The sequence below is a fragment of the Paenibacillus sp. OV219 genome, from assembly GCF_900110075.1.
Lineage (GTDB): Bacteria > Bacillota > Bacilli > Paenibacillales > Paenibacillaceae > Paenibacillus_Z.
In genome coordinates this window covers 98,320-112,357 of the sequence record NZ_FOCJ01000014.1, presented here as the reverse complement: position 1 = coordinate 112,357, position 14,038 = coordinate 98,320, and the positions used below count along the sequence as shown (strand labels likewise).

At 53.7% G+C, this 14,038-nt stretch carries 9 protein-coding genes and 1 riboswitch; of the genes, 7 read left to right on the top strand and 2 right to left on the bottom strand.

The genetic code is table 11. From position 1 onward, the window contains the following. Positions 1–87: 87 nt before the first annotated feature. The 3 genes from BMY11_RS25960 to BMY11_RS25950 are packed head-to-tail and all read left to right on the top strand — an operon-like array spanning position 88 to position 5,469. Complete coding sequence (locus BMY11_RS25960) at positions 88–1,110, top strand: AAA family ATPase (RefSeq protein ID WP_256217783.1); 1,023 nt, start codon at positions 88–90, stop codon at positions 1,108–1,110. Continuing rightward, the gene (locus BMY11_RS25955) at positions 1,107–2,753 is read left to right on the top strand and encodes a DUF58 domain-containing protein (protein ID WP_090582892.1); all 1,647 of its coding nucleotides are present in this window, start codon (positions 1,107–1,109) and stop codon (positions 2,751–2,753) included. The genes BMY11_RS25960 and BMY11_RS25955 overlap by 4 nt, the downstream gene beginning before the upstream one ends. Further along, positions 2,731–5,469: a transglutaminase-like domain-containing protein gene (locus BMY11_RS25950; protein ID WP_256217782.1), complete on the top strand. Its 2,739-nt coding sequence runs from the start codon at positions 2,731–2,733 to the stop codon at positions 5,467–5,469. Before BMY11_RS25955 ends, BMY11_RS25950 begins: the two co-directional genes overlap by 23 nt. Positions 5,470–5,635: 166 nt before the next feature. On the opposite strand, the gene BMY11_RS25945 is transcribed toward BMY11_RS25950, so the two are convergent. Both BMY11_RS25945 and BMY11_RS25940 read right to left on the bottom strand, forming a co-directional pair. Beyond that, on the bottom strand, positions 5,636–6,934 hold the full coding sequence (locus BMY11_RS25945; protein WP_090582890.1) for a bactofilin family protein: 1,299 nt from the start codon (positions 6,932–6,934) through the stop codon (positions 5,636–5,638). Continuing rightward, positions 6,906–7,916, bottom strand: coding sequence for a M23 family metallopeptidase (locus BMY11_RS25940; protein WP_090582888.1), 1,011 nt, complete (start codon positions 7,914–7,916; stop codon positions 6,906–6,908). Before BMY11_RS25940 ends, BMY11_RS25945 begins: the two co-directional genes overlap by 29 nt. A 192-nt stretch (positions 7,917–8,108) precedes the next feature. Here BMY11_RS25940 and BMY11_RS25935 point away from each other — a divergent pair, with 192 nt between their 5' ends. The 4 genes from BMY11_RS25935 to BMY11_RS25920 all read left to right on the top strand — a co-directional run bounded on the left by BMY11_RS25935 (position 8,109) and on the right by BMY11_RS25920 (position 14,034). Next, positions 8,109–9,239 (top strand): ParM/StbA family protein, encoded by a 1,131-nt coding sequence (locus BMY11_RS25935; protein ID WP_090582886.1) that lies wholly within the window; start codon positions 8,109–8,111, stop codon positions 9,237–9,239. Between the two features lie 216 nt (positions 9,240–9,455). After that, positions 9,456–10,994: a glutamine-hydrolyzing GMP synthase gene (gene guaA / locus BMY11_RS25930; protein WP_090582884.1), complete on the top strand. Its 1,539-nt coding sequence runs from the start codon at positions 9,456–9,458 to the stop codon at positions 10,992–10,994. 175 nt (positions 10,995–11,169) lie between these two features. Beyond that, on the top strand, positions 11,170–12,243 hold the full coding sequence (locus tag BMY11_RS25925; RefSeq protein ID WP_090582882.1) for a peptidylprolyl isomerase: 1,074 nt from the start codon (positions 11,170–11,172) through the stop codon (positions 12,241–12,243). Between the two features lie 145 nt (positions 12,244–12,388). After that, positions 12,389–12,489, top strand: a riboswitch (purine riboswitch). Between the two features lie 150 nt (positions 12,490–12,639). After that, positions 12,640–14,034 (top strand): NCS2 family permease, encoded by a 1,395-nt coding sequence (locus tag BMY11_RS25920; RefSeq protein ID WP_090582880.1) that lies wholly within the window; start codon positions 12,640–12,642, stop codon positions 14,032–14,034. The last annotated feature ends 4 nt before the right edge of the window (positions 14,035–14,038 follow it).

Sequence of the window (14,038 nt, the reverse complement as noted above, 5' to 3'; positions counted from 1 at the left end):
TGCGCGGGGGAGGTGTAAAGGCGGCGTTTACTGGCGAAACTAGTACAACTAGCCATTCATAGATTGCAAGAATAGGAGTTGAAACTAGTGATACCTAGACAAACAATGATGCAGCAGGAGGAAACGATCGTTCAAGATATGTGGCCGGAAGCGGCGCAGCAGTCGCTGCAGCTGATGATGGCGCGGGTGAACAGCGTCTTGCTTGGGAAGAGCGACGTCGTGTCGCGTGTATTTAGCGCTTTGCTCGCAGGAGGACATGTGCTGCTTGAAGATGTACCCGGCGTGGGCAAAACATTGCTCGTTCGAGCAATCGCAAGAGTAATGGGCGGAGATTTTCGCCGCATTCAATTTACGTCGGATATGCAGCCGGCAGACGTCATCGGAGGCATGGTGTGGGACGGCAAGCGAGGCGAGCTCGTCTGGCGGGAAGGGCCGCTCATGGCGAATGTTGTGCTTGCCGACGAGATTAACCGCACGCCGCCGCGTACGCAGTCTGCGCTGCTTGAGGCGATGGAGGAGAAGAGCGTAACGGCAGACGGCGTCACGCGGAAGCTGCCGCAGCCATTCATGCTGCTCGCAACGCAAAATCCGCTGCGCGACGATGGAACCTACCCGCTGCCGGAAGCGCAGCTGGACCGGTTCATTATGCGTCTGTCCGTCGGCTACCCGTCTCCAGCGGACGAGATTAGCATGCTGGAGGCGAAGACGGCGCAGCGTCTCGTCCCCGAATCGCTCCGTCCGGTCATTATTCCGGAGGAGTGGCTGCGGATGCAGCGTGATGCGCAATCGGTGCATATCCACCCTGCGCTGATGGCTTATGCTGTGCATATCGTAGGGCAGACACGATCGGCGAAGGAACTGCTGCTCGGCGCAAGTCCGCGGGCGACGTTGGATTGGATCCGTGCGGCGCAGGCGACGGCATATATTGCAAGGCGGCGATTCATCGTGCCGGATGATTTGAAGGAGACGGCGGAGCCGGTGCTGGCTCATCGATTTATTTTGCAGGATGAGGCTGTAATTGGTGGGAAAAGCGCACAAGCGATACTGGGGGAGATCCTATCCGCTTCCCCGGTTCCAATTCCGGCGTCTGACGGCGGGCGGCGCAGATGAAGCGGGCTGGAGCGGTGGGAAAAGCGGGACGGAAGAGCGATGAAGCAGGGAAGAGAGGCAGAGCTGGGAGGAGCGATGAAGCTAGGAAGAAGGGCAAGGCTGTGAAGAGAGGTGAAGCGGGAAAGCCTGGAAAAGCTGCGAAGAGTGATGATGCGGGAAAGTCTGACAATGCTGGGAAAAGCGGCGTTGTGAGGCCTAAGCTGCGCAGCAGACATGTAGCCCGCGCAGTTGTGCTGCTCATGCTATCTATCTGTATAGCAGCGCTTTATGAACGAAGCGGGGCGGTCGAATGGCTGCTCGTAGTTGTGGTGGGAACGATTGCTTTTGGCAGCATTATCTTGCCGTATGTGGCAGTCGGAAAGATCGTAGTGGAGCGTATCATGGCGGAAACGTCGCAGCTCACGGATGGCGGCGAGATGCAAGTTACGCTCGTGCTGCGGTTAAGCGGATTGCTTCCGTTTATGTGGGTAGGCGTAAGGGAAGAGTTTGGGCCTGCGGAGAAGATCGGTGAAACTCGGGTTGGAGGGAAGAAGGTCAAGGCGGGACAAGAGGCGGATAAGACAGTAACGGCAGGTAAGGCAGATAACCGAAATCAAGAAGATCAAGCTGGCGGCGAGGTGTTGGTTCAGCATGTGTTCTTGCCCGGATTTGGACGACTGTTCCAGTTGAACTATACCGTTAAAGGGCTGCGGCGCGGGGAGATGCTTTTTCAGCCGGTGCAGGTGTCGATGGGAGATATGTTCGGCCTCACGGTGCGAACCTTCACCATGGATTGCGCTGGCGTTGTGCTAGTGAAGGCTGCGCCTCCGGCAGGCGAGATAATCGCGGACTTACCGGGTCACAAGCCCGGCATGCAGACGAGCGGCAAGCATATGGTTGCCGCTTTTGGCGGTCAGATGCAGACCTCAGCTGCACGTTTTGGCCGGCATGGGGCTGGGCCGGATGTACGTTCCTATATGCCCGGCGATCCACTCGGACGTGTCGATTGGCGCGCAATGGCAAGAGGTCTTGGTCTCCAGACCCGAACTAGCAATGCTGAATACAGTACCGAATTATTCGTACTGTTGGAAACGAGCGAGCAGGCTTACGGCGGGGATATCCGTTTGTTTGACGCGCATGTCGGTCGTGCCGCACTGCTGATCAAACAAGCACACCGAGAAGGTCGAAGCGTCCTGCTGCTGACGAACGCTGTGGACGATTTAGGGCTGCAAGCTGATGCAGGCGATCGTGCCGCAATAAGAAGAGCGGAAGAACAATTAGCCAGGCTTCGGTGGGGAAAGGCTGGTTCGATGCCGCTGCGACTGTCGGACGCGGTCGCGGGTTTGTCACGCGGGGCGTCGCTTATTTGCCTGACTGCTGGGGAGCTGCATGGCGATGAGTTAGGGGAAGCGGGTACGATTCTGTACAGCGCGAAGCTTGCTGCTGTTCGAGGTGTGGAATTGGTTGTGCTGCTGTCGGCGAGGGACGCGCAGGCTGGTCAATCGGAGCAGCAATGGCGTGAGCGGCTGCAAGCGGCGAAGTGCACAGTGCGAACGATGCCTGTGCCGCTCAGCTATTGCAGCGTAGGGCCAGGTGTGGTGGAACTCACGGTGACCACTGGCGAGGAAGGAGGCGTTGTCCATGTCGGCAGTGCACGGAGCTGACGGCTCGCAGGGAGCGCAGCCGAGGCGACAGCGAGAACGGGAGAGCTTGCATTTCTTCAGCTTTATGTCACGGCGGCTGGTAACTAGCCTATTGTTATATGGGCTTATTGTGGAGTGGCTGCTGCCTCTTGCGCAGGTGAAGGATTTTACAGAGCTGAGTGAGCTTCGCCCGCTGATCATTGCCGTCGGCCTCTTTCTAGCCGTCGGTTTGTTCGTGCCGCCGACCTGGGCTGCAGTGCTGCTGAACGCTGTCATTACAGCGGGGACTGTGCTTGTGATGTTCAGTGTCCACTATGCCTCTTGGCATGACAGTGTGACCGGTCTTATTGAGGGGCTGAAGCATGATGCGATTAATATGGCGAGCGGCAAAATGATCCTTAGCGGAGAAACGCGCACCTTGCTCCTTGTCAGCGGGCTTGGGATGATGACTGTCGCTGTTCAATCGCTGATTTGGCTGCGACAGTGGGGGCTCGGGCTAGCAGGACTGACTGCGCTGTATTTGCTGCTGCTCTATAGCTTCCTAGGGCTGGATGTGCTGCCGGGATTGAAACGGGCTTGTGCAGAAGGGCTTATGCTAGGTGCGCTCGTAACAGTACCGCGCCTGGAGCGGCTGCTCGGCAGTGCAACGTTATTTGATGGTCGTGCGGTGAAGAAATCGCTGGCGGGCTGGGCTGTGAATTGGTGGAACGGTACGGCATGGCTCGCAGTAATCGTGCTGGGTGCGGCGATTGTAGCTTCGTGGAGCTTGTCGACGAAACAAGAGGCGTCCGAGCCGGCCCCTTGGGCGGCTGAAGCTATAGAGTGGGGGCAGAACCGACTGCTGGAGAAACAAAGCGGTCATGGTAATTCGATCGGACAAAGAGCGGTTGCGGAGGAAGCGATGGCTGCTACGGGCTTAGGGGAGCCTGGTATGACTGGCTACGGCTTCGATGATTCAGCGCTCGGCGGACCGATCACACCGGATCATACGGCCGTTTTTACCGTGTATGCGAAGGAGAATGCCTATTTGCGGGGGGAGAGCAAATCATTCTATACCGGAGAAGGCTGGGAGCAGGTCGAGCATGCATGGCATACGGTAAGCGTCTCGGATACGCAGTCTGAGCATCGTGATGTGTTGGGGAGCGGGGGGAACAGTGCTTCCGGGGGCCAAGGGGCTGGTGGAAGAGAGAATGAGCAGCAGAGTTTAAGTGCGGAGGACAGTCAGGGCAAGTTGGAACAACAAGTTGGCAGCAGTGGCAGTTCGGAAGCAGTGAGTGAGGAAAGTCTTGCGGGAGCTGCGGGAGGCGAGATTGACGGTGAATCGGCTGATGATGTGTTTGTGCAGACGATTACTGCGGCTTATCCGGCTGCTGGCTGGCCTCTGTTCGCAGGCAGCGCGGATGCAAAGGTGACGGATATCCGCGCAGTGAACGGATCAGGCGATACAGCTTCGTATAGGCAGGACGCCGAGACTGGGGCGCTCTATCCGTCATCGGAAGAGGACCGCATAGTCCGTTATACGGTGGCGTCCGTTATGCCTGACGAAGCGTTAAAGCGGCTGCGGCAGGTGGAGTCCTCGGTTGATGCGTCGGCGGGGGTGGAGAATGGTGCTGGAGCGGGTGCGGGGAAAATGGTTGGTTCTCAGTCGGCTTATGTTGAAACGGCAGCGTTGGATGATTCCTATACGCAGCTACCCGATAAGCTGCCTGCGCAGATCGGCACACTGACTGCGGAGATTTTGGCCGCGGCCGGGAATCCGATGAACCGCTACGAGCAGGTGAAAGCAGTGGAAGGGTATCTCCGCAGCAACTACAAGTACACGCTGCAGCCAAAGGCTCTCGCATCTAATACCGACTTTGTCGATGATTTCTTGTTTAATCAGCGGGAAGGCTACTGCGTGCATTTCGCTTCTGCGATGGCAGTTATGCTGCGGACGCAGGGGATCCCTGCACGGTATGTGAAGGGCTTTGCGCCAGGTGAGCCTGCAGAAGGGCTGGCAGCAGGCGGAGCTGGGCTGTACACCGTTCGTGCAAGTGATGCGCACGCTTGGGTGGAAGTGTTCTTCCCGGGCGTCGGCTGGGTGGCATTCGAGCCGACACCGGGCTTTGCGGCACCGGGCAGCGGTGTCGCCGGCGATGCCTTATCGGCTGCAGGAGCAGGCGATGGGGCGAAGCCAGCACTTGCCGCAGGCGACGCTGCGGCTGGCGGCGAAGCCGCTCGCGCCCGCACGCTGGCGGGGCGCGCGGCAGCGCAGCTGCGGGCGGCGGCGCTGCAAGCCGCAGCTGCCGCGCAACGCGGGGCGCACGCCCTAGCGCAGGCGGCGCAAGGCGCCATGGCGGCTCCGCCGTGGGCCATGGCCGCCATCGCCGCAGGCGCTACCGGCGCGGCCGGGCTCGCGCTGGCAGCGCGGCGGCGCAGCGAACGCTTCGCGTTCGCCACGGCGCTGCATCGCTATGGCAGCGCCCTTCAAGCGGGCCGGCAGATCGCGGCCCGCAGGCAGTTCCTCCAGCTCGCGGACGCCTGCTGGCGCGAGCTGTACAAGCGGTGCGGTGCGAAGCCGATGCACCGCACGGCGCGGGAGTATGCGGCAGAGCTTAGCTTGCCGCCGCATACCGCGCAGCTAGTCGCGGATTTGGTGCGCTGGGACGAAGCAGCGCGCTTCGACGTCAGCTGGCATAATCAGCCGACGAAGGAGCAATTGACCGAGCTAGTCGCGAAGCTCCAGTCGAGCGAGTGATCAGTTCCTTAGCCGCTAACGGTTGCCACGAACCGCTATTTCATCTCAAATGGCTCTCTTAGGATGCTAACGGTTATCAGGTGGCTTCTTTGGAAGGCACAGTAGGCTCAAAGTTTCTCTACAAAAGAAGAGGGTGTAGACTCCAAGTCTACACCCTCTTCCCCTATTACCAATTTCTAAGCAAAGCTGCGGCATCCGTAGCATTTCGGTCATCTATCGAGTCACGTTCCTTATGCTCCGGCTCACTCGCGGGTTCGCTGCCATTCGCGCGGTTCTCGAACCCATAGCTATACACGTTGTTGGATTGTACAACTGTCTCAACCGCTTCCGCATTCACGCTCACAGCCGCTTCCGTGTTCAAGCCCTCTGCGACTTCAATTGCATTCGCCTCCGCATTCACCTGCTGAATAGCAGCAACCTCAACTGTCTCATCGCGCTCAACGCCTTCAAACGTTTCATCGCCTTCAGCCGATTCAACGATTCCAGCATCAACTACGCTGGCATCTGTGCTTTCTTCAAATGCAGCCGCGATCTCAGCCGCAGCAGCCACTTCCTCAATTGCTTCACTAGTAGCTGCCGCACTCGCCTCCGCAACAAGAATACCGCTAAGCGCTGCTCGTTCCTCCGCATTCAACCCTTCGTTCAGCCGCTTGCTCGCCAAGCGCGACGTTGCTGCATTTTCGCCGAATTCCTTCGTACTCTCAGCAATACCGCCGAACTCCTTCGTACTCTCTGTCATGCCGCTGAACTCCTTCGCACTCTCAGCCAAGCCGCCGATTTCCTTCGCACTCTCAGCGATCCCGGATTCCTTCGCACTTCCAGCAATGCTATGTATAAAAGCTCTCCCGCTTTCTCTTAACGGATCAGTTACGATGCTCTCGTTGTTTTCTTTAGCTGTCTCTGTCGATTCCAATTGTTCTGCACCATCAGCCTCGCCAGCCGCTGGCTTCTCAATTGCGCGATAGCTAATCTTCTTCGGAATGGCGGGTAATTCACCTGCTGCCAAATCGCGGCGGTCCAACCCGCTGCGGCGTTCCTCGCCCGAATAGGGGAGGTTCGTCACGCGGCGGTCTGTGCCGGTGCGGCGCTCCATCGGATTCAAGGCATCGGGCTCAGCTTGATCCATCGCGCTGCTGCCTTGCAGCAATCCGCCTTCTTCAATCGTTAGCGACGCTGCCGTCATATTGCCGTAAAGCTTGCCTGTCGACATGATCGTCAGCTTCCCTGTAATCGTCACATTGCCGTTCACTTGACCGGCAAGTACAACGTTATTGGCTGTAATATTCGAGATGGCAAAACCGCTCTCCCCAAGAATGACATCGCCCTCGCACGAAATATCGCCGCGAAGCTGGCCTTCCAGACGCAGACTGCCTGCCGAACGAATGGTACCTTCTACAATGGTGCCTTCACCAATAAAGGTATCAGTCATTTTGGAACTAACCTTGTCCTTTTTCCACTTGAACATTCGCTGAACTCCCCTTTATCGCCATTTTTAAATAAGGTCTTGGATCGACAGATACGCCATGCTTCACGACTTCAAAATGAAGATGAGGCCCTGTGCTTCTCCCCGTAGAACCGATCTCGCCAATGACATCACCTTGCTGAACGCGGTCTCCGGTGTGCGCTATTATTTTGCTGAGATGAAAATATCTTGTCGTAAGTCCCATCGCATGCGTAATCGTCACATAATTGCCGCGCTCGGTCATAGTGCCGGTATCTACGACACGGCCGTCTGCTGCTGCAAATACGGAATCTCCTCTGTGTCCTGCGATGTCAATTCCTTTATGTACGCCAGCCTCGCCGGAGAACGGATCCATCCGAACGCCGAAGAATGAAGTAATCCGCTGGGATTGCGTAGGCCAATATGTCGGTGTGACACGAAGCGTTTGTAGACGTTTCTGAGCTTGCTCTCTCGTCGAAGAAAGCCGTTCTTTCAGGTCGGTAATTTCATCCCCGAGTGAATTGAAAATCATCTCTGTATTATGAGCCAGCCCTACGATGTCGTCTTCTTTAATTTCTACGAATTCACCGCCGACGCCATTGTCGTCTGACTTGGCAGCATCGTTTTCTTGCGGTAAGCCGACAAGCGATTTCACATCGGATTCCAGCTTGTTCAGCTCCTCGACGCGCACCTCCACCGACTCCGCTTGCTGTGCAAGCTGGGCCAGTTCACCTTGTAGCTGCTTAATCGTTCCTTCTTTCTTGGCTAGCTGCAAAGTATATGCTTCATTAGTGGAGGTAAGCTTGCTGTGAAGTTGATCCAGCTGCCCGCGCGCACGATCATGCAGCAGGTACAGCGTTGATGCTATAGCAATCAGCAATACGATAATGATAGGAAGCATAACCAGAAGGTAGGCGTTTACCCGAAAACGCAGTACTGGACTTGCGCCGTCCGGCAAGACAAGAAAAGTGAAATGCTTGTTACGAGGGACTACAGATTTTTTCATGTCTACCTCCTAAAAAATGTTTGAAGAGTGATTCATTCCCGCTCAATAAAGCATACACCGCTATTCATCGGCAACTGTGGGGAAAAAACTTAGATTTCGTAAAAAAATGTCGAAAAAAAGGATTTTGTACCGATATAGCGAATTGAGTCAACTAACATGGCTAGCTTTACGTAAACGAACGGGGGATATTTGGTGATTAAACTCGCAGGCATAGATATAGGGAACGATAGTGTGAAACTGGTTGTAGACGGCTCTTCCGAGCCGATTGTAGTACCGAGCATCCTCTCTCCCGGCTATGAGAGACATGTGTTCCAGGAAGAAGATTCGCCGCTTAAAGCGCTTGATGTGCGGGTATACAGCCCGAAGCTGAAGAAGAACAATCAGCGCTATTTCGTCGGCCTCTTGGCGATGGAGGATCAAGATAATTCCGAGCTGGAAGAAACGGATAATAAAGCGACTAGCGATCAAGCGTTGATCGTCGCCTTGACGGCGCTTGCTTATGCTGGTCTGACAAGCCAGAGCTATGAGACGGCCGAAGGCCAGTCCACACAAGTGGTGGAGTACATTATCGGCACAGGTCTTCCAGTGCGTACCTATGCTGGCTTCCATAAAAGCTTCGAAGAGCGTCTTGTCGGCGAGCATGAGGTGTCGTTCCTATCGACGCCGAAGCTTCGCGGACGCTCGATTCGCGTCATTATTAAACGTGCCGTTATATCCATCGAAGGTGCTGCGGCACTATTCCACATGGCGACTCACGACAACCTGTCGGTTCGTAATGAAGAGCTGTATTACGGCTGCATCGGCATTTGCGAGATGGGCGCGCTCACGACGGATTTTCCAGTCATTAGACGGATGAGCATCGATAATCAGCACAGCACGGGCGAGCAGTTCGGCCTTGCCAGCTACCTCGATAACATTATCCGCGACGTCGAAGATGAGTTCGGCCACCGTTTCCAAAGCCGGACGAAGCTCATTCAGCGGATTAAAGCACGCGATTATGTCATCCAGCGTATTGGCGAAGGGCAGGCGGACATCCGTCCAATCGTCGACAACTACTTCACTCGCGCAGCAAACAAGGTTGTTGATCTGATTCTGAAGCGTTGGAAGAAGAATCCGGACATTCAATGCTTCTACGTACTCGGCGGCGGCGCAATCGCGCTACGCGATTACATCAACGAAGCAGCGGGCAATGTGCGTCTTCGCTTCGTGACGGAGAGCGAGTTCCAGAACGTTCACGGTTATTTGAAGCTTGCGCGGAATAAGCAGAACCAGGCGCTTGCAGCGCAGCAGCAAACAGCTGCATCGAGCGAGCAGCCGCAATAATTGTACGAATTAATGAAGAAGCATGGGACCTGGAGTCCCATGCTTTTTGTTTTGTATCTACCACTAATCATCTTCCAAACAATATGAAACGTTTACATAATAAACAAGTTGTTGAAATGTCATCTCCTGTCCTTTTCTAAAGCCCCGAGCCGCCTTGACTGTCCCACATCGCGTATATATAATTGACACAATGATTTGAGGGAGGCCAAAGGCAAAGTGAATAAGCCAAATGAAATGATCGTCGTCCTTGATTTCGGCGGACAGTACAACCAGTTGATTGCAAGACGTATCCGGGATTTAGGCGTATACAGCGAATTGCTGCCTTACAATACCTCGGTAGAACGAATCCGTGAGCTGCAGCCGAAAGGCATCGTGTTCTCGGGTGGACCGGCAAGTGTATATGAGGAGAAATCGCCGCTTGTAGATCCTGCAATTTATGAGCTGGGATTGCCAATCTTCGGTATTTGCTACGGCATGCAGCTGATTGCGCACCAACTCGACGGTAAAGTTGAGCGTGCAGGCAAGCGTGAATACGGCAAAGCTGACGTTGCATTCGCAGCTGGCAGCGAGCTTGTGCAAGGCTTGGATTCGAACCAAACGGTATGGATGAGCCACGGCGACCACGTTACCGAGCTGCCAGCAGGCTTCCGCGTAGATGCGAGTACGGACCATGCGCCAATTGCGGCGATGAGTCATCCGGAGCGCAAGCTGTTCGCGGTACAATTCCACCCAGAGGTGCGTCACTCCGTTCAAGGTAACGAAATGATCCGCAACTTCCTCTACAATGTGTGCGGCTGTGAAGGCAATTGGAGCATGAGCACTTTTATCGACGATACGATTCGCGATATTCGTGCACAGGTCGGCAACGGCAAAGTGCTTTGCGCATTGTCCGGCGGCGTTGATTCGTCCGTTGTTGCGATCTTGCTTCACAAAGCGATCGGAGACAAGCTGACTTGTATGTTCATCGATCACGGCTTGCTGCGTAAAGACGAGGCGGAAGGTGTTATGGAAACGTTCGTCGGCAAGTTCGATATGAAAGTGGTTAAAATCGACGCGCGCGACCGTTTCCTTGGCAAGCTGAAAGGCGTCGAAGATCCGGAACAGAAGCGTAAAATTATCGGCAACGAGTTTATTTACGTGTTCCAAGAGGAATCCGCGAAGTTCGATGACTTCGAATTCCTCGCACAAGGTACGCTATACACGGATATCGTAGAGAGCGGTACGGCTACAGCTCAAACGATCAAGTCGCATCACAACGTTGGCGGCTTGCCTGAAGATATTAAATTCAAGCTTGTAGAGCCGCTTAAGGCGCTCTTCAAGGATGAAGTTCGTAAAGTCGGCGAAGAGTGCGGACTTCCAGAAGCGATCGTATGGCGTCAGCCGTTCCCAGGTCCAGGTCTTGCGATCCGCGTACTTGGCGAAGTGACGGAGGACAAGCTGACGATCGTTCGTGAATCCGATGCGATTCTTCGCGACGAGATTGCAAAGGCAGGTCTTGACCGTGAAATTTGGCAATACTTCACAGCGCTGCCGAACATGAAGAGCGTTGGCGTTATGGGCGACGCGCGTACGTATTCGTACACGGTCGGCATCCGCGCCGTGACTTCCATCGACGGTATGACAGCTGACTGGGCGCGTATCCCTTGGGACGTACTTGAGAAAATCTCCGTACGTATCGTTAACGAGGTCGACAACGTCAACCGTATCGTTTACGACGTAACATCGAAGCCGCCTGCAACGATCGAGTGGGAATAGGCTGATATAAATAAGTGTAAAGAAACTGACTCTCTTTTATCTGCGTTGTTTAGCAAATAAAAGGGAGTTTTTTTATGGGCAAATCCAAGTCAAATGGTTTAAGATTACAAACGAATGATATAGAATTCTAGTATGAAATCATTAAACGTCGTCAGAATATCGGGAGGTTCATTAGGTGATTAATCGTAAAAGCATTCTGTTTCGTAGAGTCGGAGTAGCGCTACTTGTCGTTATGGGGTTGGCACTTGCGGCAGGTGCAGGGGCATACGCTGCAACGAAAATGACATTGATTGTAAATGGTCAGAAATCAACGGTAGAACCTGTATCCATTAAGGGCGTTACCTACGTTCCGCTCCGCTCAGCCGCTGAGATGCTCGGTGCAAGTGTCAACTACAATGCCGCTTCAAATTCAGTTACTATTGCCGGCAAGCCGGACAAGTCACCACTCGGCGATCGCGGGAATGAAGCGGTTGGTTCAGTGAATGGCGAAACCATTACAAAGAACGAGCTGTACAATGCGATGGCTGCACTTGGCGGAGTGCAAACGCTAGATAACTTGATTCAAGATAAGCTTGTTGGCCAAGAGGCGAAGAAGAAGGGTATCGTCGTCAGCGACAAGGATGTGGAAGCTGAGATCGCGCAAATCAAGAAGCAGTTCCCGTCTGAAAAGGAATTTGAGTCTGCTTTGCAGCAGGCGAGCATGACACTCGAAGATTTGAAGAAGCAAACGTCGAAGCAGCTTCGCATTCGCAAGCTCATCGAGCCGCTTGTGAAAGTGACTGACGCAGATGTGAAACAATATTTTGACGAGAATCGGGCGATGTTCGATCAGCCAGAGCAGGTGAAAGCATCGCATATACTTGTAGCGACGAAAGCAGAAGCTGATGAGATTATGAAGCAGCTGAAGGCTGGCGGGGATTTTGCGAAGCTGGCGAAAGAGAAGTCATTAGACACAGGCAGTAAGGATGCTGGCGGCGATCTCGGTTACTTCGGCAAAGGAGTAATGGTTGCTGAGTTTGAGAAAGCAGCGTTCTCACTCAAGGCTGGCGAGCTTGGCGGACCGATCAAGACGCAGTTTGGTTATCACATCATCAAAGTAACCGATCACAAGGCAGCAAAGGCGGCGAAGTTTGAAGAGCATCAAGCTGAGATTAAGGAATTGATCATTCGCCAGAAGGTTAGCGAGCGTTCCGCTACCTGGCTGGAGGAACTGAAGGCTAAGGCGCAAATTACGAATACGCTTAAATAAGGGTAATTTAGGGAAACCTATCAGATAAACGGTCAAGGGCAACTTTTTTTACGTTATGTCAGCTATTCTTTCATTTGTGACAGGCTTTCCCATTGACAGAGGAAACCGTTAGTCGCTATTATGTTGATTGAATCATTACACAACAAACACAAACAGCATATGTTTTCGTATAATCTCAAGAATCGGCTTGAGAGTCTCTACGAGGTCACCGTAAATGACCTGTCTACGAAAAAGCAAGACTATTGAACGCGCGAACGGTCCATTCGCCTAAGCGTTACGTCTTGTTTTGCGTGGAACCTAGATAGAGCAAATGCCGATCATATTTTTATGATCGGCATTTTTTTATTCTAAGTTCCTGTTTGTTCTGACACATTTTTTGGGGAGGGTATTTCAAAAATGGATAGTTTCTTTCGACTGAAGGAACGCGGAACAAATGTAAGGACAGAGATTATGGCGGGCCTTACAACTTTTATGACGATGGCATACATACTCGCCGTCAACCCAGGTATTCTGGGCAATGCAGGACTTGATGCTTACTCGGTGTTCTTGGCAACAGCGCTCGCAGGCGGTATTTTCACAGCTGCAATGGGCTTGTTCGCGAACTTCCCGGTAGCGCTCGCTCCTGGTATGGGACTCAACGCTTACTTCGCAGCGACAGTACTCGCTTCGAAAGCGACGAACACGCCGATTTCGCCATCGGTTGGACTAACGGCAGTATTCATTTCCGGCATTATCTTCTTCATTCTGACGATTACACAAATTCGTCAATTGCTCATCGTTGCTGTTCCTGACAGCTTGAAGCACTCGATTACAGTTGGTATCGGTCTGTTCATCACGATCATCGGTCTGAAGAACAGCGGCATCATGACAGTCGGCATAGAGAATACAGTTACCGACGTTCCTAAAGGTGTATTCACCGATGTGCTTGGTTTTGAATCCGTGTTCCACATGGGTAGCTTGGAAAACCCAAGCGTGTACCTGACGCTGATCGGTGTTCTGCTCATCGCGATTCTGCTCGTGCTTCGCGTGCCAGGCGCAATCTTGTTCGGTATTATCGGCGTTACGATTATCGCAATCATCACTGGCAACGTTGATGTTTCTGCAACATTGGAAGGCCAGAAGTGGACACCAGACTTCAGCAAAGGCAACTTCTGGGACTTCGACTTCAAAGGCGCTTTCGATACAGGCTTGATCTCCATCATCGCAACGTTCACATTCGTTGAGTTGTTCGATACATTCGGTACGCTCGTTGGTACAGCGAACCGAGCTGGCTACATGAAAGACCCTGAGAAGGGCAAGAAGCTGATCGGTAAAGCAATGCTTGTTGACGCTGTCGGCGTCAGCGGCGGTGCAGTACTTGGTACGAGCACAGTTACGGCATTTGTTGAGAGCTCCGCAGGTATCGCGCAAGGCGGACGTACTGGTCTTACTGCGGTAACGACAGGCGTAGCGTTCCTCGCAGCATTGTTCCTGTGGCCGCTGATCTCCTTGATCCCAGGCTCTGCAACAGCAGCAGCACTGATCATTGTAGGCGTGTTGATGGTTCAATCGATCAAAGAAATCGACTTCCAAGACATGGTGTATGCAATCCCTTCGTTCCTGACAATCGCTATGATGCCTTTCACGTACAACATCGCTAACGGTGTATCGTTTGGTATCGTCGCATACGTCGTGCTTGCAACTGCTGCGAACGTAGCGGGCAAGAAGGGCGGCTACAAAGTGCATTGGCTCATGTGGGTGCTCGCGATTCTTATCATCGCGCGTTACGCGTTTATCGGCAGCCAAGGCTAAGGTT

Coding starts and splice junctions, on each gene's coding strand:
- BMY11_RS25955 (WP_090582892.1), top strand. CDS start 1,107: ATGAAGCGGGCTGGAGCGGTGGGAAAAGCGGGACGGAAGAGCGATGAA.
- BMY11_RS25950 (WP_256217782.1), top strand. CDS start 2,731: ATGTCGGCAGTGCACGGAGCTGACGGCTCGCAGGGAGCGCAGCCGAGG.
- BMY11_RS25945 (WP_090582890.1), bottom strand. CDS start 6,934: ATGTTCAAGTGGAAAAAGGACAAGGTTAGTTCCAAAATGACTGATACC.
- BMY11_RS25940 (WP_090582888.1), bottom strand. CDS start 7,916: ATGAAAAAATCTGTAGTCCCTCGTAACAAGCATTTCACTTTTCTTGTC.
- BMY11_RS25920 (WP_090582880.1), top strand. CDS start 12,640: ATGGATAGTTTCTTTCGACTGAAGGAACGCGGAACAAATGTAAGGACA.